The sequence below is a fragment of the Altererythrobacter epoxidivorans genome (assembly GCF_001281485.1).
Lineage (GTDB): Bacteria > Pseudomonadota > Alphaproteobacteria > Sphingomonadales > Sphingomonadaceae > Erythrobacter > Erythrobacter epoxidivorans.
Window position 1 is genome coordinate 79,853 of sequence record NZ_CP012669.1, and the last position, 19,816, is coordinate 99,668.

At 62.8% G+C, this 19,816-nt stretch carries 21 protein-coding genes; 5 read left to right on the forward strand and 16 right to left on the reverse strand.

Translation table 11 applies throughout. The features are described from left to right. Nucleotides 1–4: 4 nt before the first annotated feature. A complete protein-coding gene (traL, locus tag AMC99_RS00395) occupies nucleotides 5–292 on the reverse strand; it encodes a type IV conjugative transfer system protein TraL (protein WP_006834208.1) in 288 nt (95 codons plus the stop codon). 31 nt (nucleotides 293–323) lie between these two features. Then, nucleotides 324–653: a hypothetical protein gene (locus AMC99_RS00400; RefSeq protein WP_061927471.1), complete on the reverse strand. Its 330-nt coding sequence runs from the start codon at nucleotides 651–653 to the stop codon at nucleotides 324–326. A gap of 367 nt (nucleotides 654–1,020) precedes the next feature. Between AMC99_RS00400 and AMC99_RS00405 the strand changes: the two genes are divergently transcribed. Next, entirely contained in the window at nucleotides 1,021–1,512 is a 492-nt protein-coding gene (locus tag AMC99_RS00405; protein ID WP_061921330.1) for a hypothetical protein, read from the forward strand. Then, the gene (locus AMC99_RS00410; protein WP_061927473.1) at nucleotides 1,505–1,720 is read left to right on the forward strand and encodes a helix-turn-helix transcriptional regulator; all 216 of its coding nucleotides are present in this window, start codon (nucleotides 1,505–1,507) and stop codon (nucleotides 1,718–1,720) included. Before AMC99_RS00405 ends, AMC99_RS00410 begins: the two co-directional genes overlap by 8 nt. A gap of 344 nt (nucleotides 1,721–2,064) precedes the next feature. On the opposite strand, the gene AMC99_RS00415 is transcribed toward AMC99_RS00410, so the two are convergent. The 7 genes from AMC99_RS00415 to AMC99_RS00440 all read right to left on the reverse strand — a co-directional run bounded on the left by AMC99_RS00415 (nucleotide 2,065) and on the right by AMC99_RS00440 (nucleotide 11,267). Next, nucleotides 2,065–4,032 (reverse strand): heavy metal translocating P-type ATPase, encoded by a 1,968-nt coding sequence (locus AMC99_RS00415; protein WP_083440011.1) that lies wholly within the window; start codon nucleotides 4,030–4,032, stop codon nucleotides 2,065–2,067. A 4-nt stretch (nucleotides 4,033–4,036) separates the two neighbouring features. Next, nucleotides 4,037–7,303 carry an efflux RND transporter permease subunit gene (locus AMC99_RS00420; protein ID WP_157058341.1) on the reverse strand — a complete coding sequence of 1,089 codons (3,267 nt, stop codon included), beginning with the start codon at nucleotides 7,301–7,303 and terminating at the stop codon, nucleotides 4,037–4,039. Nucleotides 7,304–7,361: 58 nt separating this feature from the next. Beyond that, complete coding sequence (locus AMC99_RS00425) at nucleotides 7,362–8,507, reverse strand: efflux RND transporter periplasmic adaptor subunit (protein ID WP_061921337.1); 1,146 nt, start codon at nucleotides 8,505–8,507, stop codon at nucleotides 7,362–7,364. Between the two features lie 11 nt (nucleotides 8,508–8,518). Continuing rightward, nucleotides 8,519–9,772, reverse strand: a complete 1,254-nt coding sequence (locus AMC99_RS00430; RefSeq protein WP_061921340.1) for a TolC family protein — start codon at nucleotides 9,770–9,772, stop codon at nucleotides 8,519–8,521. Between the two features lie 65 nt (nucleotides 9,773–9,837). Further along, the gene (locus tag AMC99_RS00435; RefSeq protein ID WP_061921343.1) at nucleotides 9,838–10,176 is read right to left on the reverse strand and encodes a hypothetical protein; all 339 of its coding nucleotides are present in this window, start codon (nucleotides 10,174–10,176) and stop codon (nucleotides 9,838–9,840) included. A gap of 103 nt (nucleotides 10,177–10,279) precedes the next feature. Beyond that, nucleotides 10,280–10,654: a DUF3703 domain-containing protein gene (locus tag AMC99_RS13775; RefSeq protein ID WP_083440012.1), complete on the reverse strand. Its 375-nt coding sequence runs from the start codon at nucleotides 10,652–10,654 to the stop codon at nucleotides 10,280–10,282. Continuing rightward, entirely contained in the window at nucleotides 10,647–11,267 is a 621-nt protein-coding gene (locus AMC99_RS00440) for a cation efflux transmembrane domain-containing protein (protein WP_061921347.1), read from the reverse strand. Before AMC99_RS00440 ends, AMC99_RS13775 begins: the two co-directional genes overlap by 8 nt. A gap of 67 nt (nucleotides 11,268–11,334) precedes the next feature. Between AMC99_RS00440 and AMC99_RS00445 the strand changes: the two genes are divergently transcribed. Next, nucleotides 11,335–11,739, forward strand: a complete 405-nt coding sequence (locus tag AMC99_RS00445; RefSeq protein ID WP_061921350.1) for a MerR family transcriptional regulator — start codon at nucleotides 11,335–11,337, stop codon at nucleotides 11,737–11,739. A gap of 313 nt (nucleotides 11,740–12,052) precedes the next feature. Here AMC99_RS00445 and AMC99_RS00450 read toward each other — a convergent pair whose 3' ends face one another. From AMC99_RS00450 to AMC99_RS00480, 7 genes are read right to left on the reverse strand one after another with little or no spacing between them, the layout of a single operon-like run. Further along, nucleotides 12,053–12,799: a PepSY domain-containing protein gene (locus AMC99_RS00450; protein ID WP_061921353.1), complete on the reverse strand. Its 747-nt coding sequence runs from the start codon at nucleotides 12,797–12,799 to the stop codon at nucleotides 12,053–12,055. Between the two features lie 19 nt (nucleotides 12,800–12,818). After that, entirely contained in the window at nucleotides 12,819–13,325 is a 507-nt protein-coding gene (locus AMC99_RS00455) for a YybH family protein (RefSeq protein ID WP_232301450.1), read from the reverse strand. 13 nt (nucleotides 13,326–13,338) lie between these two features. Then, nucleotides 13,339–14,544 carry a copper resistance protein B gene (locus tag AMC99_RS00460; protein ID WP_061921356.1) on the reverse strand — a complete coding sequence of 402 codons (1,206 nt, stop codon included), beginning with the start codon at nucleotides 14,542–14,544 and terminating at the stop codon, nucleotides 13,339–13,341. Further along, on the reverse strand, nucleotides 14,544–16,391 hold the full coding sequence (locus AMC99_RS00465) for a copper resistance system multicopper oxidase (protein ID WP_061921359.1): 1,848 nt from the start codon (nucleotides 16,389–16,391) through the stop codon (nucleotides 14,544–14,546). The genes AMC99_RS00460 and AMC99_RS00465 overlap by 1 nt, the downstream gene beginning before the upstream one ends. Nucleotides 16,392–16,423: 32 nt before the next feature. Then, entirely contained in the window at nucleotides 16,424–16,951 is a 528-nt protein-coding gene (locus AMC99_RS00470) for an RNA polymerase sigma factor (RefSeq protein WP_338021448.1), read from the reverse strand. Nucleotides 16,952–16,990: 39 nt separating this feature from the next. Next, nucleotides 16,991–17,431 carry a periplasmic heavy metal sensor gene (locus tag AMC99_RS00475; RefSeq protein WP_083440013.1) on the reverse strand — a complete coding sequence of 147 codons (441 nt, stop codon included), beginning with the start codon at nucleotides 17,429–17,431 and terminating at the stop codon, nucleotides 16,991–16,993. After that, nucleotides 17,428–17,712 (reverse strand): hypothetical protein, encoded by a 285-nt coding sequence (locus tag AMC99_RS00480; protein WP_061921365.1) that lies wholly within the window; start codon nucleotides 17,710–17,712, stop codon nucleotides 17,428–17,430. The genes AMC99_RS00475 and AMC99_RS00480 overlap by 4 nt, the downstream gene beginning before the upstream one ends. 99 nt (nucleotides 17,713–17,811) lie before the next feature. Between AMC99_RS00480 and AMC99_RS00485 the strand changes: the two genes are divergently transcribed. Further along, nucleotides 17,812–18,510: a DUF2231 domain-containing protein gene (locus tag AMC99_RS00485; RefSeq protein ID WP_061921368.1), complete on the forward strand. Its 699-nt coding sequence runs from the start codon at nucleotides 17,812–17,814 to the stop codon at nucleotides 18,508–18,510. 428 nt (nucleotides 18,511–18,938) lie between these two features. After that, nucleotides 18,939–19,409: a DUF411 domain-containing protein gene (locus AMC99_RS00490; protein ID WP_061921371.1), complete on the forward strand. Its 471-nt coding sequence runs from the start codon at nucleotides 18,939–18,941 to the stop codon at nucleotides 19,407–19,409. The last annotated feature ends 407 nt before the right edge of the window (nucleotides 19,410–19,816 follow it).

A 19,816-nucleotide genomic window follows, 5' to 3' on the forward strand; every position in this document is an offset into this window, starting at 1 on the left:
TCCCTCAGCCCGCCAACAGGCGGCAATGGGAGGGCGGCGTGGCCTTCAGCCCGAGAAAGCTCCCGGGCAGGTACCAGTACGCAGCATGCACCAGTGCCGAACCGGCGCCGCGTGCCTTTGCCTTCCGCAAGGCAAGCCAGGCCCCGGCGGCCAGGCCGATACCGATAAAGATATGCTGCGAGAGGATGCCCCAGGCGAAGGGAATGAGAATCCCTGCAAACTCGTCGATGGTCCAGAAGCCGATGAGCTCCGGGTCGTCGAGCCGTCGTGGAACGAGGTACCTGTCGGCCATGCCGCCCTCCTGTCGTGACCGGATCCGCTGATCAGATGACCGCGGTCACGACCGAGGTGACGATCGGCACGCCGGTGCCGACACCGATCCCGACGCCGACTGGCACCGCGACCTGGCCGAGCGAGAAGCGCCCGGAGGCAAGGCCGATCAGACCGCCTGCAAGGCTGAGCACGGTGATGATCTTGCCGCCCGAGCCTTCGAGGAAGTCGGTGAACTTGGTCAGCGCGGGATCGAAGGTGGTGTCGGCGCCGGCAAAGGCTGCACCGGCGCAGGCCAGCGCAACGCAGGCGGGAAGAATGTAGTCGCGGCCCCGTGCACGGTTGAGCGTGCGCTGCTGGGCCGGAAGGGCAGTCTTGGTCATGGATGGAAACTCCGAAGGATTGAACATCAGCCAGCGATGCGTTCGCTGTATGTTCTTTCCTCTCTCCGAAGCCGGGCTGTAGGAAATCGGGAACTGGATTCAGGGGCTGCCGGCCAAGCAAAAAGCGACATCGGGAGGTGCGCAGGCCGGGATTCGCGCAGGCTGATTGCACAGCAGCGCCGGCTGTGCCGGGTTCTGAGCGAAGCGAGCCGCGATGCGCGTGAACGCGACCGGAATTTGCGCGAATCACTGAAGGAAGCTGATTCGTTCCTTCCTCCATGTTCTCTAGATGTTCTTTTCGTTTTCCTACAGGCTTCCTTCGCGGTTAGCCGGTGAGTCGACCAAATCTGGAGAAAAGGATTCGTCGATGACCAACATGGCGCTCTTTGCCGAACAACAGGTTCGCGCCGACCTCGCCCGGCTGCTTTTGGCTGCCGTCGAAGCCAGCGGCCGCGCCCGCTGCGACATCGCGCGCGATACGCAGATCCATAAGGACGCTTTGCGCCGCATCCTTGCCGGCGAGCGCTCGGCCAGCCTCGGAGAAGCCTTGCGCATTCTTGCCGCGAGCGGCGTCGCTCCTCATGCGCACCTGCTCCTCTTCCTCGTCAGTAGCGGTGATCACGCGATTGCGTGGCTGCAATCGGACCTCGCGCAGTTCTTCGAGGACTTTTCCGGTGAACTGCCTTCAGCGCTCGAACGTGTCCTGGGAAACCAGATTCACGACGTGAAGCCGCGCTGGGCCAAGGGCACCGCGCATCGCGTCGCACGGCTGCTTTCCGACCACATCGATGAGCTCGAGCGCAAGGACGCGCTACTCGGCGAAGTCTTCGCCGGTGCAGAAGGAGGTCATCGTGGGTGAGGAGATCGACAAGGGAGCAACCGAGACCCGGCGTGTGACGCGGCTCATCCGCTTGCCCGAGGTTCAGCACCGCGTCGGGCTTGGCCGTTCGACGATCTACCGTTGGATGGCCGAGGGCAAGTTTCCGAAGCCCGTTCAACTGGGTGGCTATGCGGTCGCCTGGGCGGAAGACGAGGTACAGGCCTGGATAGCGACGCGGCTTAAATGAAGGCGAACAGTCCAATCGGGCGATCTGGATCTGAATTTCGGGATGGCAGAAGCGTACGGGGCTTGAGGTCTTACGCCGGGACCATCGCAAACGGATCGAGGCCTGGATAAGCCCGATCGAGGCCGACCCATATGTTCGCATCGATCCAAGCAAGGGATCCTGGCCTGACCGCTTGGTTGCTGGCAGTTTTCAAGGTTTTTGCGATTTATCCTGCAATCCTTAAAAATCGGAAATTGCGGGATAAATCGCAACAGGCGCGGTCACATCACAATCTTCTTAAGTTCGATGCTTGCTTGCTACTGGCTTGCGGGGACGCGGGCCTGTCCGGAGCGCAAAAAACTCAACTATGGATCGTAGCGAAGAAGTCGCAACGCATTGAACACGACGAGGAGCGTCGATCCTTCATGCATTACGACAGCGGGCCCGATCCCAAGGCCGAATATGGTCGCAGGAACCAGCAGAGCGACAACGCCCAGGCTGACATAGACGTTCTGGCGGATGATACTGCGCGATTTGCGAGACAGGCCGACGGCAAAGGGCAGACGGCGCAGATCGTCTGCCATCAGTGCGACGTCCGCCGTTTCCAGCGCTACATCGGACCCGGCGGCACCCATAGCGATGCCGACCGTAGCGCGCGCCATGGCGGGCGCATCATTCACTCCGTCGCCGACCATGGCGACCTTCGCCTCCCGGCTGAGCGCCTCAATAGTCGCGACTTTGTCTTCGGGCATCAGGTCGCCGCGCGCCTCGTCCAGCCCCACTTCGGCGGCGATAGCCTCCGCGACCTTGGTGTGATCGCCCGAGATCATCAGCATCCGTTCAATGCCAAGCTTGCGCAGTTCCAGCAGCGTCTCTTGCGCGCCGTCGCGCGGCGTATCCATCATCCCGATTACGCCGAGATCGCGCCCGCCGTAGCGCACGGCCATGGTTGTGCGCCCCTTATCGCGCAGCGTCCCGATGGCATCGGCTGACGGTGTGCCGAGCGGTTCGAGCCCATCCGCGCCGAACATCTCCGCCTTGCCGATCCATGCCGTCTCACCGCCGAGCATGGCTTTCACACCGCGTCCGGTCAGGCTTTCCAGGCCCTCGGCTTTCCGATCCGCTGGCGCGTCCAGACGCGCCTTGCCATCCCTAACGACCGCTTGCGCCAGCGGATGGTCGCTCAGCGCCTCGACCGCCACGGCGACTTGCAACAGCTCACGTTCATCAATGCCCGGGGCCGGGATCACATCGGTTATCCGCGGCTCCCCTTCGGTGAGCGTGCCGGTCTTGTCGAAGGCGATGGCCTTCAGCGTGCCGAGGTCTTCCAGCGCTGCGCCGCCTTTCACCAGCACGCCGCCACGTGCCGCGCGGGCTACACCGGACAGCACGGCACTGGGCGTGGCGATTGCCAGGGCACAGGGGCTGGCCGCGACCAGCACGGCCATGGCACGATAGAAACTCTCGCTGAAAGGCTCGTCGATCACCAGCGGCGCACAGAACAACAGCGCGGCCAGCAGTAGCACGAGCGGGACAAATATGCGTTCGAACTTGTCGGTCATCCGCTGGGTGGGCGAGCGTTCGGTTTCCGCTGCAGCCACCAGCGCGGCAACCTTGCTGAGCGTGCTGTCGTTCGATTTACGCGTTACCTCGATTTCCAGCGCGCCGCTGCCATTGATGGTCCCGGCAAAGGCGCGCGAGACGGCATCGACGGCGCCGGCAGCCGTGCGCGCTGCGGCACGATCCTCAACCGGACGTTTGTCGACCGGAATGCTCTCGCCGGTCACGGGTGCCTGATTGATGGCAGACTGACCCTTGATGATGAAACCATCGGCAGGCAGGCGCTCGTTGGGACGGACCAGCACGACGTCGCCGACGACAAGTTCCTCGACTGCGACATCGACCGGCAATCCGTCGCGCAGCACGGTCGCGCGTTCGGGTGCAAGTTCGGCCAGCGCGTCGATCGCGCGCTTCGCGCGGCCCATGGCGAAACTTTCCAGCGCATGACCCAGGCTGAACAGGAACAGCAGCAGTGCGCCTTCCGCGAACTCGCCCAGGATCGCCGCCCCCGCCGCCGCGACGAGCATGAGCGAATCAATCTTGAACTGGCGTGCCAGCGCATTCTCGACTGCTTCGCGAAGCGTGAATAGTCCGCCGAAAAAGTAGGCGGCGACATACCCTGCTAGAGGCACCCAGTGCGGCGCGCTGGGCACCAGCTTCTCTACCGCAAACCCCACCGCCAGCGTGATGCCGGAAAGGATAGCGAAGGCCAGTTCTACGGGGAGGCCGAAAAGCTTGGCAACCCCATGCGCGTGATCGTGATTGTCAGCCATATATTCAGATCTCCCCAGAAGGATATTCGCGGCGTTCGGCGCGAGTCAGGTTGAGCCGGAGCATCGCTCGCCATTTTTCTCGCCATCCGACATCTTGACCGTTCTCCCGCAGCACCAGCCTGGCAATGGCGGGAAGGACGAAGAGCGTAAGCGCGGTCGCGGTGATCAATCCGCCGATCACGACCGTAGCCAACGGACGCTGCACTTCGGCGCCGGTTCCAGTCGCGATGGCCATGGGCACGAAGCCGAGCGAGGCCACCAGCGCAGTCATCAGCACTGGCCGCAGTCTTGCCAACGCACCGTCACAGATCGCGTCATCGAGCGACATTCCCTTGTCGAGGCGCTGTCGGATTGCCGTCATCATCACGAGGCCATTCAGCACCGCGACACCCGAAAGAGCGATGAAGCCCACCGCGGCGGACACCGAGAACGACATCCCCCGTAAGGCAAGCGCGAAAACCCCGCCTGCCAGTGCCATCGGGATCGCGCTGAACACCGCGAATGCCGGAACCCAGCCGCCCAGCGCCATGAACAGGAGCAGCAACACCAGCGCGAAGCAGACCGGAACGACGAGGGCGAGCCTTGCCTGCGCGGCCTGGAGGTTCTGGTATTGCCCGCCCCATTCGATGAAGGAGGCAGCCGGCAGTTCGACGCTTTCGGAGACGCCTGCCCGGGCCTCCTCGACAAACGACCCGAGATCGCGTTCGCGCACGTTCGCCGACACGATCACCAATCGGCGACCCTGCTCCCGGCGAACCTCGGCGAGACCATCTACCACTTGGAAATCCGCCAGCGTGCGAAGCGGGACCGTGACCCCGCTTTCGAGGACTATGGGCAGAGCGCCGAGCTGATCGAAATCGTCCCGGGTCGCATCGGCAAGCCGCACGACGACATCGAACCGGCGGTCACCCTCGAACACCAGCCCGGCGGGGCGGCCGCCCAGCGCGATGGCCACGGACTGCGCGACCTCCTCCACGGTCAGACCATAGCGGGCAATCGTCGGTCGATCGAAGGCGATGTCGAGCGTGGGGAAGCCGGTGACCTGCTGGACCTTGACGTCGGCAGCACCCTCGACGCCGCGAAGCACCCCGGCCACTTCTCCGGCTGACCGGGTCAGCGCCGTGAGGTCGTCTCCGTAGAGCTTGACCGCTACGTCGCCGCGAACACCCGCGATCAGCTCGTTGAAGCGCAGTTCGATGGGTTGGCTGAACTCGTAGAGGTTGCCGACCAGACCGCTGAGCGATTCCTCCATCTCGGCGACGAGTTCGTCCTTCGACAGGTCGGGATCGGGCCACTCTTCGCGCGGCTTCAGGATGACGTAGGCATCGGACGCGTTCGGCGGCATCGGATCGCTCGCGACCTCGGCCGTGCCGGTGCGCGAGAAAACCAGTTCTACTTGTGGGAAGGCCTCGAGCTTGTCCTCCACCTGTCTCTGCATGGCGAGCGAGCGTTCGAGCGAGGTCGACGGTATCCGCAGCGACTGAACCGCGATGTCCCGCTCGTCGAGCTGGGGCGTGAACTCGCTGCCGAGAAAGGTAAACATCAAAGCTGCTACGGCAAACAGCCCGGCACCCGCTCCGATCACCGGCCATGGGCGTGCGATGGCACGGCGCAGGGCCGGGCCATAGCGTTCCTTCGCGATCCGGACCGGCTTGACCTCCTTCTCGGTCAGCTTGCGATTGAGAAGCACCGCGATCATCGCCGGCACGAAGGTCAGGGACAGCACGAAGGCGGAGGCGAGTGCCAGCATGACCGTGATGGCCATGGGCGAGAACGTCTTGCCCTCGACCCCCGTGAAGGTGAGCAGCGGCGCATAGACCAAGAGGATGATCGCCTGGCCGTAGACGGTCGGCTTGATCATCTCCTGGGCAGCCAGCCGTGTCTCCGTCAGCCGTTCGCCGAGGCTGAGCAATCGACCTTCGCGGTGCTGCCTCGCAGCGAGCCGCGCGACGCTGTTCTCGACGATGATAACTGCGCCATCGACGATTAGGCCGAAGTCCAGTGCCCCGAGGCTCATCAGGTTGCCCGAGACACCAAGCCTGTTCATTCCCACCGCGGCCATCAGCATGGATACCGGAATGACCAATGCGGCGATGATCGCTGCCCGGATATTGCCGAGCATCAGGAACAGGACTGCGATCACCAGAAGCGCGCCCTCGACGAGGTTCTTCTCGACCGTGGCGATGGTCGCATCGACCAGCGACGAGCGGTTGTAGACGATCTCGGCGACCACTCCGGCAGGGAGCGAGGCGCGGACTTCTTCCAGTCGCTCGGCCGAGGCGGCAGCCACGGTGCGGCTGTTCTCGCCGCTGCGCATCAGGACCGTGCCAACGACCGCTTCCTCGCCGTTGAGCGAGGCAGCGCCGGTTCTGAGGTCGCCGCCGATGCGAACCGAGGCGACATCTCCGATCCGGATAGGAACGCCCTCGCGGGTCGCGACCACTGCCTGTTCGATGTCCTGTGTGCCCCCAAGCCGCGCATCGACGCGGACGAGCAGAGCCTCTCCTGCACGATCGACGAAGTTTGCGCCTTCGGCGAGGTTCGCCGCTTCCAGAGCATCGATCAGGGAGTCGAACGACAGACCGTAGCCGGTCAGACGAGCAGGATCGGGCTGGACCAGGAACTGCTTCTCGTAGCCACCGATCGAGTCCACGCCCGCCACCCCGTCGATGGAGCGCATGAGCGGAGCCACCACCCAGTCCTGCACCGTGCGAAGATAGGCTGCCTTGGCGACTTCGGTGTCGAGGCGCTCGCCGCGTTCGGTGATGAAGCTCCCGTCCGCCTGCCAGCCGGTTCGACCACCCTTGGGCGCATCGCGACCTCCCGGATACTCGTATTCGATCGTATACATGAGCACTTCGCCCAGGCCCGTCGAGATCGGCCCCATCGTAGGCTCGGCGCCTTCCGGCAGGGAGGCGCCGATCGGGGCGAGCCGTTCGTTCACCTGGCTGCGTGCGAAGTAGATATCGGTGCCTTCTTCGAAGATCGCCGTGACCTGGCTGAAGCCGTTGCGCGAGATCGAGCGGGTCATCTCGAGCCCCTCGATCCCGGCAAGCCCGGTCTCGATGGGAAATGTCACCTGCGTCTCTACCTGCGAGGGGGAGAGCGCGGGAACGCTGGTGTTGATCTGCACCTGTGTGTTGGTGATGTCCGGCACCGCATCGATCGGCAGGCGCAAAAGGTTCATGGCGCCGTAGATCGCGGCCAAGACGGTTAGGACGATGACCGCCCAGCGGAACCGCACGGCGATGTCGAGGATGGCCCCGATCAAACCGTGGCGATGGCTGGCCGAACCGGCGTGACTTCCCACGTCGGGTGTGAGCCCTGTCTCAGTGACCATGTTCGGCGCCCTCCTTCCCGAGTTCGGCCTTGAGCAGGAAGGCGTTGGCGACAGCGATCCGCCATCCCTCCTGGAGGCCGGAGAGAATCGTCACCATGCCTGCAGACCGAGTTCCGACTTGGACCTCGCGGGCCTGGAACCCGGTCTGCGTCCGGACAAAGACGACATCGCGCCCCTCGACCACCTGGATGGCGTCTTCCGGCACCGCGATGCGGTCGCGGTCGATCTCACCCGAAGGTCTGATCCGCGCCTGGAGAAACGCGCCCGGCTGAAGGCCAGGAACACCGCGCGACAACGACAGGACCGCAGTGGCACTGCGGCTTTCCGGATCGAGAGAAGGCGTGACCGAACGAACCCGGGCGCCGATTTCGCGGCCATCGCCGACGACCAGCACCGCCTCGTCACCAGGTTGGATGCGTGAGGCTTCAGCCGAAGGCAGTGCCACCTCGATCTGGAGTCCATTGGGATCGACCACGCGGTAGAGTTCTTCGCCGGCATCCACGAAGGCCCCCAGCACAATCGGTGCCGCGGTGATCCTGCCAGCGAGGGGTGAGGTGACTGCCAGCGAACGCCCGTCGCCGCTGACACCGGCTGCTGCTACTGCCGCCTGCGCCCGTTGCAATTCCGAACGCGCTACGCTGAGATTGGCCTGCGCGGCTTCCAGATCCTGACGGGCCGTGACATTCTCCTCGAACAAACGCCGTTCGCGTTCGTAGGCGGAGGACAGCTCGGTCACCCGGGCCCGTGCCGCGCTGAGTTGCGAGGCAAGCGCGGCGGCATCCGCGCTCTCGATGCGCGCTACGATCTCGCCGCGCGAGACATAGTCGCCGAGCGTCTTGCCCACGGAGCGGACGACTCCCGAAGCGCGGGCGTCGATCCGCGCCGAAGCGGTGGGGCGTGCCGCGACCGTTGCCGGGAAGACGAGTTCGACAGCGGCTCCAGAACGCACTGCCGCCACCTGTATCCCGGCCTCGCTGATCTGCTCGTTGCTCAGCGTGACTACCCCCTCGGGTGTCTCCGCCTCCGTTTCTTTCTGCGCATGGTCGTCGACTTCGGCGGTCGGCCAGAAGATCAGCGTCAGCGCGCCGATCGCGATTACGATTCCGACGAGGATCGCAAGCTTTTTGCGTGTCATGGATGTATCTTTCATTGTGCGGCCAGCCCGATCAGTTCGGCTGCGGCCAGGCCCCTCTGCTCGCGGGCTGCGATAAGCGCCTCGCGGATCGTGTCGCGCGCCTCGGCGGCAGCGAGAACTTCGATCAGGGGGAAACGTCCGTTGCGATATCCGATGCTCACGAGGCGTAGCGCCTCCTCCGCCTGCGGGAGCGATGTTTGCGACACGGTCTCGACGCGCGCTTCGGCACCAAGATACTTCGCTCGGGCGCTGGCAACCGCCTGCTCGTAGTCCGCGAGGGCTACGGCTTCGCGAGCGTTCGCTGCCCGCAACCGAGCCTCGGCAGCCGCAACGTTACCCTGGTTGCGATCCCGAAAGGGAAGCGGGATCGAAACACCGACGAGGAAGGCGTTATCGCCGCTTTCCCCGAAGCGCCGCACGCCCGCGGAGACTGTCGGATCGGGAATACGCAGACTTCGCTGCCGCTCGATTTCCGCCGCAGCAGCCGTGCTCTCGGCACGCGCAACCCTGTAGGTCAGGCTATCGGCCGCCCCGGCCATGAGGGAAGCGGGCGGGAGGATATCCGGAAAATCCGCCGGAACGAAGGGCGCTTCACTGCCCGCCCATAGAGCGGCAAGCGCAATCCGGGCCGACAGGCTCTCCGCCTCGGCCTCGACCAGATGCGCGCGCGCTTCGGCGAGGGCTGCATCCGCTCTCAGCGCGCGCAGAGGCGGCTCGCGGCCGACCTCCACAAGGACACCGGCGATGCGCGCCAGTTCGTCATTGCGCGCGACCACATCCTGCGCAAGTTCGACCCGGGCAGCAGCGGCAGCAGCCCTGAGGTATCGTTCGCGCACTAATTGTCCGAGTTCCACCGTGGTCAGATCGGCCCTGAGGGCTGCGAGTTCCGCCTGGGCTTCAGCCGCACCGACACGGGCGGAACGTTTGCCGCCGAGTTCGAGACGCTGGCCTACAGAGAGGGTATACTCGGTCGCCTGAAGGCCGGAAAAAGCCCCGCTGCCAGCGAGGTTCTCGACCTCGAAGGACACTTCGGGATTAGGCCGGAGACGGGCCTGATCGACAAGCGCCGCTGCCGCCTCGGATTCCGCGCGGGGTCCCACGAGGCGAGGGTTGGTGGCGGGGGTATCGGTCTCAATGGCAACCCCGCTGAGCTCGAGGGCGTCGTCGAGCGTGACGACACGCTGGGCCTGCGCGCTGGCAGATCCCGTGGACAGGGCGAGTATCAGTCCCCAGACGGGGACTGCTCGCCACGATATGGCGGACATGAATGACTATTCCTCTGCTGACGTTCAGTTCGGCGTCGGATCACTGGTCCGACGCGCGGCGAACGTCAGGCTCGAGGAGGGGGTGTGGCCAGTTCTGCCAGGCCAGAAGCGGACCAGGGTTGGTCGGCCGCCCGGAGCACCGCTACAACCTTGCCGAGCACAGCAGGTTTTGACGATTGGCCCACGGCCTGCGACGCGTGATGGCAATGGCCATGCGCACAGGTACCGTGCTTCTCCGGACCCGTGTCGTCATTGCCCGGCTCGTCATGCTGCTCAAGCTGAGATGCGACCGGAGTCTCTCCCGCGCATTCGGCCGCTTCCGCCACCGGAGTCCACAGGACACCGAATGCGGTGCACAGCGTGATCAGCTGCAGCAAGAAGGAGCGGGCGAAGAGCCGGGTCATCGCGTGTCCGATACCAGCGCGAACTCCACTACGGAAGAACTATTTTGAACGAGGAAATGTGATGTCATCACAAAGCGATAGTCCTCTCTAGCGCGTTTCTTTTTCACCCATCATTTCGATTTGTTGGTAGACCTAGCACACGTCTGATCTCCGGCTCTATTTCCATCCGGGTGAAAGCACTGACATTGGAACGGCCGGTGTTTCCGACCGGCAGCTTTCCTGTAGCGTTACCCAGGGGAGCGAGCGCAAGCCTGAACATCTGACCGCAGACCTCCCGCCAGTCTCCTACTCTCCAGGCAAGCCGCAGCATGCGCCAATGCGCGACGCAGTGCGGTCCGAAACGGTCTTGAGCGACCACGTGGGCGCGCTCGAGATGGTGCCAGGCTTCCTCGAAATTCTGCTCCTTCGCGGCCTTCGCTGCGCGTCGGTATTCTTCTGCGAGGAATGCATTCCTGCTGCTGATAGTATTGCTATTCATGGGCCAGCTCCCGCCGCGCCTGCCCGAATACCTCGATGCTTCCCCAGAACGCCAGTCCGGCCATGATCGAGGCGACCAGCAGGTCGGGCCATGCCTGACCCGTTCCGAAAACGCCGAGAGCGGCCCCGAGAACCGCGATGTTCCCGATGGCGTCGTTGCGCGAGCAAATCCAGACCGACCGCATGTTCGCATCGCCCTCGCGGAAGCGGAAAAGCATAAGTGCGACGATTACGTTGGTCGCCAACGCCAGCGTGCCGACTATTCCCATCGTCGAAGGCTCCGGATCGGCACCTGCTATGAGGCCATAGATGGCGTAGCCGATCACCCAGATACCGAAGGCGAGCATGGTTGCTGCCTTTATCAGAGCAGCTTTCGCCCGCCATGCGAGCGCCATCCCGGCAACGCCCAGGCTGATCGCATAGTTCGCTGCATCGCCGAAGAAATCGAGCGCGTCGGCCTGAAGGGAGCGGGAATCGGCGGCGATACCTGTTATCATTTCAACGACGAACATCGCTGCATTGGCGATGAGTGCAATCCAGAGTACGCGGCGCCAGCGCGGATCGTTGTGCGCGGCGGTATCGGGTTCCGGTGTCTGGCAGCAGGACTTGCCCATGCCGCTCTCCTTGCAACGTTCGAGTCGCAAGCACATATGCACCTTGTAGCAACTACAAGGTCAAGCGATGCGTATCGGAGAACTTGCGAAAGCCACCGGCACCAAGGCGGAAACTATCCGCTATTATGAGCGTGAAGGTATTCTGCCTGCCGCCGACAGGACAGCTGGAAATTACCGCGATTATTCGAACGAGCATCTGGCGACATTGTCTTTCGTGCGGCGTGCGCGTGGACTGGGCTTCAGTACGTCGCAGGTGAAGGAACTGCTAACCCTTTCAGATAACGACGACAAATCCTGTAGCGACGTCGATCAACTGGTTCGCCAGCAGTTGAAAGAGGTGAACCGAAAGATCGAGAACCTTATTCTACTTCGAGACGAACTAAGCCAGATGCTTCAATCTTGTGAGGCCAGTCGTATTGGTGATTGCCAGATTGTCGAACGCCTCGCGCAATCACCGCAAGTTTGGCGGTAGCCAACCTCGCAGCATTTCGCGTTACAAATTCTGCAGTCCGGTTGTGCAATCGGCAGTGAAGCCGGACCAATTACAATCGATCTTAGTCCGATAGATGCATCTCGCCGCCGAAAATAACGAGGGACTTCTGCGCCGCCAGGCAAATGAGAGCCAAGGTCAAGTCCGGCGATGAAGGGACCTCCTTCATTCGCACGACCACCCCTGGGAGTGCGATCTTTTCGATCGAGCCAGAAAAGCGGAGTACTCATTTCACGGAATTCATCCGATGCCAAAGCACCTGTCTGGACCGCGAAAGCGGAAGTCGTTTCCAATACTAAGCCTTACTAACGGACTTTCGTAGCCTGCGCCGCCGCGCCGACAATTTCGGAAAGCGGTTAGCTAGAAGCACAAACCCCGAAACAGCGATGAGGGTGCCGCCCAGACCGAACAGGAGCAGCCACCAGCTATTGATCCGGTCGCGCTGGGTCCAGTCCATGATGTGGAGCCCCCAGATGAAATCGAACAGGCGCCAGGTGTCGCTCCGCGCGGCCAGCACCGCGCCGGTCGATGCATCGATATAGAGGCGCGTCCCATCCGGATCGGCGAATTGCACCTGCCACGCTGGAAACGGCCCGCCGAACTCCGTACCGACCGGCGCTTCGATGGCCTCCGATGACGTGATTGCGGTTTCAGGCCCCGTCCAGGCAGCCGAGGCGATTTGCTCGGCGGTACCGCGTGAGAGCGGGGACAATTTCCGTCCGGTCGCTGCTTCGTGCAGTGAGGCGCTGCCATTGACGCGCTTCAACTCGACCACCGGCTTCCCGTTAACGGTCTTTGTGGTTGCCGAGACCAGGTCGCCGCCATTGGTAGCCCATGCGGGTAGCGGTGCGTCGGCGCCCAGGGGCACAGGCTCGCGCGAGATCACGTGCTCGGAGCGGACATGCTCGATCTTCAGATACGACATGATCGTCCCGGTTGCCATCCACAGGAGCGCTTGCACGCCGACGAAAACAGCGAGCCACTTGTGGACCTTGCTGCCGAAGATGTGCAGCCGGAGCTTGCGCGAACGCTGGCTTGCCATTGCGGAAGCGACGGGTTTTTCAGTTCGGGCGCGGAGCGCGCGACGAGGAGTGGTACTGGACGATCTTCCACACGCCGTCTTCGTGGGTGAGGACAGAGGTGGCGACCCCGTCGCGTTCGATGACGCGGCCATCCGTGAGTGCGATCCGGTAGCGATAGGTTTCGTGCCCAAGCGCCACATGACCGGCCATCCGGACATTGACCGTCGGATTGGAGAATGTGAACTCGGTTATCTCGCCAAGTTCCGGGCCGAGGTGGTGCTCCATGTACTGGGCGAATGAGCCCTCGGCCTTGCCGTTCTCGAACACCAGCGAATCCGCACGAAACAGGGCACGCATGGCGGCTTCGTCGCGTGCCACCAGCGCCTCGCGGTAAGCGACGAGCACAGCCGTCGCCTCTTGCGTCAGCGCGTCCGGGGCCGTGGTTTGTGTGCCGTGGGCCGAATGATCGGCGTGCTGTGCGTGTGCTGCGGTCGGCATCCAGAAGACCGCGAGGGCAGACGCGGTGGCAAGACTTTTTAAATTCACCGTAATTTCCTTCTCAGAACCAGAACCGAACCCCGACGACGTAGTTCGTCACGCTCGGATCCTCACCCGCGAGGCGGGCGTAGTCGGCACTCTGGCCAATTTTCCATTCCTGTTCTATGCCAATATAGGGCGCAAATTCGCGTGCGAATTCGTAGCGAAGCCGGAGGCCCAGTTCGACGGAATCGAGACCTGATCCTACACCCAGTTCGGGAATGTCCTGCGCTGACAGGTTCACTTCGGCGCGCGGTTGCAGGATTAGGCGCTGGGTAATGCGCTGGTCCAGCTCGGCCTCGACCCGTGCCGTGAGATCGCCCTTGGTCGACAGGAAAGCGGCCGCGTCAAGCTCGAACATATAGGGCGCAAGACCCTGCACGCCGATAACGGCATGGGTGCGCGCGGGACCGGTCAGATCCTGCCGCACGCCGGCCTGCAAATCCCACCATGGGCCGATCGCATGGCTCCACAGTCCCTGGATTTCAGCGGACTCGGGGCGTTCCCCAAATGTGCCTTCGCCTTCGCTCTTGAACCAAAACTTGTCGAGGTCGCCGCCATAGTAGCCCTGCACGTCCCACAGGTATCCATCACCGCCTTCGCGCGCTCGATATTCGGCGCGGTCGCCCTGGAACCAGAAGACATTCATCCCACCGTTCTCGTCTCGCAGAGCGTCGCGCGAGGCACGCATCGCTTCGGCACCCCAAATTGCGTCGGCGGCGCGAGGTGGTCCCGATCCTGCTGCAGCCGGGGGCGGTACTTGCGGGATTGGAGCCATGTCCATCGTGCCATGATTCATGGTCCCGTGATCCATGCTGCCATGGTCCATCGACGCTTCACCGGGCGATTGCGTCCCTTCATGGCCCATCGCTGAGTGGTCCATGCCTTCCATTGTCGAATCGTCCATCGCCGGCATCTGGCTATGATCCATCGCCGAATGGTCCGTGGTGGAATGGTCCATTCCCTCCATCTGGCTTTGGTCCATTTGCGAATGATCCATACCAGCATGGCCGTCGGATTCATTGCCAGTGGCCGGATCTGTCGGTTGCGTTACAGGCGCACAGGCCCCCGCGGGAACCGGATGGCCCATCGCGCGGTGGCGTGCGGCCTCCCTTTCGCATTCGGTCTGGGCAGGTTCTTGCTCGGCGGGCATCGCGTGTCCGGAATGGTCCTGCGCGAAGGCCGGGGTGGCGGTGCCCACCAGGAGCATGGCGACGATCAGGCGCATCAGTCTTCTCCCACCCGATTCACATCGGGCGCATTGCCCCGCGGCGCGACTGTCACAATCTGGAACATGCCCGAATGCATGTGGTAGAGTAGGTGACAGTGGAAGGCCCAGTCGCCCTCCTCGTCCGCGGTGAGATCGAAGGTCGCGCTGCCGCCAGGCTGCACGATCACCGTGTGCTTTTGCGGCTGGCGGTCGGCAGGCGCGCCGTTGACCAGCTCGAAGAAATGTCCGTGCAAATGGATCGGGTGCGCCATCATCGTATCGTTGACGAGCTTCACGCGGACACGCTCGTTATAGGCGAAGCGAATGGGGTCGTCGCTTACGGCATTGAATTTCTTTCCGTCGAACGACCACATGTAGCGTTCCATGTTGCCGGTAAGATGGATTTCCATCTGCCTCGACGGACGGCGCAAATCGTCATTCGGTGCGAGCGCGACCAGGTCCCTGTAGGTCAGGACCTTGTGCGGAACCTTATCGAGGCCAATGCCCGGGTCCCCCATCCGGTCGACCGGGTTCATCGACACCATGTCGATACCGGGGCCGACCTTTACGTCGGGCGGCAGCTTGGACGTGTCGCGCATGTTCATGCCGCCCATTTCCATTCCGCCCATCGGCTCGGCAGTCGCACCTTGTGCTGGCATGTCATGGCCCATGGACGAATGATCCATCCCGGCCATGTCGCCACCACTGTGGTTCATCCCGCCGGACCCGTGGTCCATGCCCATGTCTGCCATGGTTAGGAGAGGCGGGTCGCGTAGTGCCGGGACTGCAGCACGCGCGCCGGGCCGCGAGGCCAGCGTCGCCACCGCCATGCCTGAGCGGTCCATGCTTTCGGCCACGATCGTCCGGGCTTCGCCTGTTGGCTCGACGACGATGTCGTAGGTCTCCGCCGTGCCGATCTGAAATTCCTCGACCTCGACCGGGCGCACGTTCTGGCCGTCGGCACCGACGACCCAGAACTTCACGCCGGGAATGCGGACGTTGAAGAAGGTCATCGCGCTGCCGTTGATGATGCGCAGCCGCACCCGCTCGCCGGGATTGAACAGGAACTCCAGCCCTTCTTCCGGCCCGCGTCCATTTGCGAGATAGGTGTAGGTGGACCCGGTCACATCAAGGATGTCCGTGGCCATCATGCGCATGCGCGCCCACATCCGCCGGTCCTGGCCCGACAGCGGATAGTCGTCGGTCCAAGTGTTTTGCTGGTAGTTGAAGTAGCCTTCGCCCTTCTTCAGCTTGTTCATGATCGTGTGCGGGTGGAGCGGGGTGAAATCGCTCAGCAGCAGCACGTAGTCGCGGTCGGCACGGACCGGATCCGCGCCAGCAGGTTCGACCACGATCGGGCCATAGTGCCCAGCCTGTTCCTGCAGGCCAGAATGGCTGTGCCACCAGTAGGTGCCAGACTGTCGCAGCGCGGGGATGTCATAAACGAAGGTTTCCCCCGGTCTGATGCCGGGGAAGCTCACACCAGGAACGCCGTCGAACTGGAACGGCAAAAGTAGACCGTGCCAGTGAATGGAGCTGTCTTCATCAAGCGTGTTCGTGACGGTGAGCCGAACCGGCTGACCTTCACGCAGGCGCACCAGCGGACCCGGCACGCTGCCGTTGACGGCAATCGCGTGCCCGCGGCGTCCCTGAACGGTGCGCGGCCCTTCGCCAATCGTCAAGGCGATGTCGCGGCCCGACACTTCGTCGAAACCTGGTCGGATGGCACCGCCATGAAGGTCTCCGCCGCGCGCCCAGGCCGGCACAGCATGCCCAAGACCGAGCAGGCCGGCTGCTCCGGCGCTGGCAGTGAGAAAACGTCTGCGGTTGATAGCGACTTTGTCGACCATAAGAGATGTGCTCATGCGTCTGTTTACGCTGCGATCGCGCCCACCCCTCAAAGAAAATCGATTCTCTCGCGCAGTCGCTGGCGCGCCCGGTATACGCGTGTTTCAACCGCCTTTTCAGTCAATCCGAGCAAATCGGCAACCTCGCGGTGGCTCCGACCCTCAATGGCGACGAGGACCAGCGCCTCGCGAAGACGAAGCGGTAAACGATCTATCGTGCGGATTACATGAGCAAGCATTTGTCGGTCGGCAATTTCTGTATCCGGGGCGGGTTGGTCGGCGGCAACAGGTACATCGGAATCGAGCGCCGTAAACCTCAGCAGACGTGCGACCTTGAGGCGCCGCAGCCGGTCACGACACTTGTTGAGCGTGACGGTGGTGAGAAAGGCCGCGACCGGCTGCTGCGGATCGAGTCCGGCCCGCGCGATCCACACCGATGCCAAGGCGTTCTGCAGCGCATCTTCAGCCTCGTCGGCAAACGGGAGCATCCGCCGGGCCAACCCGAGCAGGCGGGGCAGATGAGGTTCGACAAGCCTGCCGAAAGCCACCTTGTCGCCTGCGATCACCCTTTCGACCAATGACGCTTCAGGTGTGTCGTCCCGCCCCTTCACGTCATCTCATTCGCCAGGGTCGCGTGTGAGCGAGGCTGCGACCTGACGGTCGAAGCGCACCCGCTGCTGCTGATCGAGCAGGTCGCGCATTGCAAATACGTGCTCGACTGTCGCCTTTTGCAGATCGCCCATGCGTCCGTGCACGTCATCGATGGCCGCGGCTACCTTTGGCCCGTATTCATGCTCCTCGTCCATCGCGACGGCGAGCCTTGCGTTGGCGGCTCTCAAAGACAGGTCCAGCTCCTGACGCCGAACAGCAAACCGGGCCTCGAGCTGATCGAGTTTCCTGTTCTGGGATGCATCGAGGTCGAGTTCCTCATGGACAAAATCATGCAACGACCTGGCATGCGATGCCTCGCGCCATTGCCCAGCGGCGAACGCCCCGATACAGCCTGCGGCCACGGCCAGCAGGGCAGCAAGTACAATCTGAAAAATACTTAATTTCACGGCTGGATGTGCAGCAGGGCAGCGGGCGAAAGATCAACGCCCTCAGCCAGTTGATAGCTGACTTGTTCGGCACGTGCAGTTGATTGCGTCGTGCCAAATCCCGCTCCCAGCCCGATGAAAGCCATTGCCAAATACATGGCCAGCCGCGTGCGCGTCGCGCTAACTTGTTCGAGCTCGCCCGCGCGCATCCAGACGCCGTCCATGAAGCCTTCCGGCAACTCGGGTTCGGTTGCGGCCTTTAACCGTTGCAGAGCACGGTCCATTTGAGCGAAGTCGGTCATGCGTACTTGGTCCCCTTGATCAACTGCCTATACGGATATTCCCTCTATAACCCTCGAAAAATTTTTGAGGGATACGAACGCCCACCGCGTTAAAGAGGCATGAAGCCATCCCGTTCATTCCGCCTGATGCTCGCACCAGTTGCTGCTGCGTTCCTGATCTCGCCTGCGGCCGGCAATGCTCACGAGGGCCACAAGAAGGACATGAGCGAGGCCGAGATGGCGCAGATGGAAATGCAGGATAAATCTGCTGCGCATCACGGAAACGCAAACGCGATGCATGACGCAATGAAGAAAGGCGAGCTTGACGGTACGGCCATGCCAACTGTCGCGCCGCAGACTGCCGAACAGGCGCTTGCAGCGAGAATAGCGGAGAACCGGGTTACCTCGACAAGCGACTTTCTCGGCCGCCTGCATCCCGTCGCCGCACATTTTCCCATTGCCCTATTGCTGCTTGCCGCATTGGCGGAACTGATGTTGGCGGTTCGACCCTCTCTCGGTCTCGAAACCACGGTGCGCTTTCTGGTGGGCGGAGGGGCTATCGGCGCATTCGTCGCGGCTGTGTTCGGCTGGTTTGCCGGCGGTTGGCGCCTTGAGGATCGCTCGGAAACGCTCGGACTGCATCGATGGAATGGCACGGCGATCGCAGGTGTTGCCCTGATCGCGGCCTGGCTGGCGTTCCGCGCGAGAAACCGCACTCTTCTTCGTGTCCTGCTGGCGGCGTTGGCGGCAGCACTCGTACTGCAAGGCTATCACGGTGGTGAGATGGTTTTTGGCCCCAACCACCTTGGTCTGGAGTAATCAACAATGAAGCAAATTATCTTTGAACGTGCGCGGACGGCAGGCGTTCTGTCGTTTCTGGTGATGTCTCTGGCAGCCTGTGGATCTTCGCCAGACGCTGCAGCGGAACAATCAGCTGGAAACACCACAGATCCTGTCGCACCCGCCGCATCTGTCGTGACGACTACTGCCACCCCGTCCTCGATCGAAACGACCGCACCAGCGGAGACACCTGCGGTTACACGGCCCTCCCCGATGGCAACGGAAACCCGCCCTGAACCCGTGCCTGCAAAGACGAGCAGTTCGACCCGACGAGGCTCCCAGGGAACGCCCTCGACCGCGCCAGCACCGGTGCCGACTTCGACCGCTTCGCCCGCCACCGATCAGCACGCGGGACACGACATGTCGACCATGTCCGAAGAAGAAATGAAGGCAATGGGACACGACTGATGAACTCGAACAGGAATCCGAACCATCGCCCGCTTCTCGCGATGCTCGGCACACTACTCCTTTCGGCCTGCACCGGCGCGGCTCAGGCGGCGACCTTCACGATGTTCCGTGATCCCGAGTGCGGTTGTTGCAAGGCCTGGGCGGCGCACGTTCAGCAGGGCGAGAAGCACGAGGTTGCGACGGTCGACCACCCCGACATGGCATCCGTGAAAGCGCAGCACGGCGTGCCCGATGACCTGCGTTCGTGCCATACCATGATTGCGGATGGTTACGTCATCGAGGGCCACGTGCCTGCTGCGGACATCGAGCGTCTGCTCTCGGAAAAACCCGGCTGGGTCCAGGGTCTCGCGGTCGCCGGTATGCCGCTTGGCTCGCCGGGCATGGAAGCCGGAGGAAGGGTGCAATCCTACCAGGTCGTCGCCTTCGGCAATGGCCGCCGCGAGGTTTTCGCATCCTATCCCGCCAAGTAATCAGTGATACTTAACAAGGAGAAATGCTGTGAAGAAGCCATTTGCATCGATCTTGGCCACCGCCCTTATCGCGACCCCCGCTTTCGCGAGCACTGAGGGATGCAAGATGCCCTGTTGCGAGAAGAACGCCGAAGGAAAGATGAAATGCTGCGAGGACATGGCGAAGAGCAAGGAAGGTCAGGCGCAAGGAGACCAGACTCATGGCAGTCAGGCAGATGGCCAGGCCGGAATGGATCATTCGAGGATGGATCACGGCTCCGGTAAGGAGGCCGCTCCCACCTCGCCCAAGGGATAAAGATTGATCGGCCAACTGGCCGGAGTTGGGGCAGGTGATGAGCAACAGGACAGGAATGATCCATCGTGGGACAGCGCCTATCCCTGTTGCCTATCATCAGCCATCGCCCCTT

Coding starts and splice junctions, on each gene's coding strand:
- traL (WP_006834208.1), bottom strand. CDS start 292: ATGGCCGACAGGTACCTCGTTCCACGACGGCTCGACGACCCGGAGCTC.
- AMC99_RS00400 (WP_061927471.1), bottom strand. CDS start 653: ATGACCAAGACTGCCCTTCCGGCCCAGCAGCGCACGCTCAACCGTGCA.
- AMC99_RS00405 (WP_061921330.1), top strand. CDS start 1,021: ATGACCAACATGGCGCTCTTTGCCGAACAACAGGTTCGCGCCGACCTC.
- AMC99_RS00415 (WP_083440011.1), bottom strand. CDS start 4,032: ATGGCTGACAATCACGATCACGCGCATGGGGTTGCCAAGCTTTTCGGC.
- AMC99_RS00425 (WP_061921337.1), bottom strand. CDS start 8,507: ATGACACGCAAAAAGCTTGCGATCCTCGTCGGAATCGTAATCGCGATC.
- AMC99_RS00430 (WP_061921340.1), bottom strand. CDS start 9,772: ATGTCCGCCATATCGTGGCGAGCAGTCCCCGTCTGGGGACTGATACTC.
- AMC99_RS00435 (WP_061921343.1), bottom strand. CDS start 10,176: ATGACCCGGCTCTTCGCCCGCTCCTTCTTGCTGCAGCTGATCACGCTG.
- AMC99_RS13775 (WP_083440012.1), bottom strand. CDS start 10,654: ATGAATAGCAATACTATCAGCAGCAGGAATGCATTCCTCGCAGAAGAA.
- AMC99_RS00440 (WP_061921347.1), bottom strand. CDS start 11,267: ATGGGCAAGTCCTGCTGCCAGACACCGGAACCCGATACCGCCGCGCAC.
- AMC99_RS00445 (WP_061921350.1), top strand. CDS start 11,335: ATGCGTATCGGAGAACTTGCGAAAGCCACCGGCACCAAGGCGGAAACT.
- AMC99_RS00450 (WP_061921353.1), bottom strand. CDS start 12,799: ATGGCAAGCCAGCGTTCGCGCAAGCTCCGGCTGCACATCTTCGGCAGC.
- AMC99_RS00460 (WP_061921356.1), bottom strand. CDS start 14,544: ATGCGCCTGATCGTCGCCATGCTCCTGGTGGGCACCGCCACCCCGGCC.
- AMC99_RS00465 (WP_061921359.1), bottom strand. CDS start 16,391: ATGAGCACATCTCTTATGGTCGACAAAGTCGCTATCAACCGCAGACGT.
- AMC99_RS00480 (WP_061921365.1), bottom strand. CDS start 17,712: ATGACCGACTTCGCTCAAATGGACCGTGCTCTGCAACGGTTAAAGGCC.
- AMC99_RS00485 (WP_061921368.1), top strand. CDS start 17,812: ATGAAGCCATCCCGTTCATTCCGCCTGATGCTCGCACCAGTTGCTGCT.
- AMC99_RS00490 (WP_061921371.1), top strand. CDS start 18,939: ATGAACTCGAACAGGAATCCGAACCATCGCCCGCTTCTCGCGATGCTC.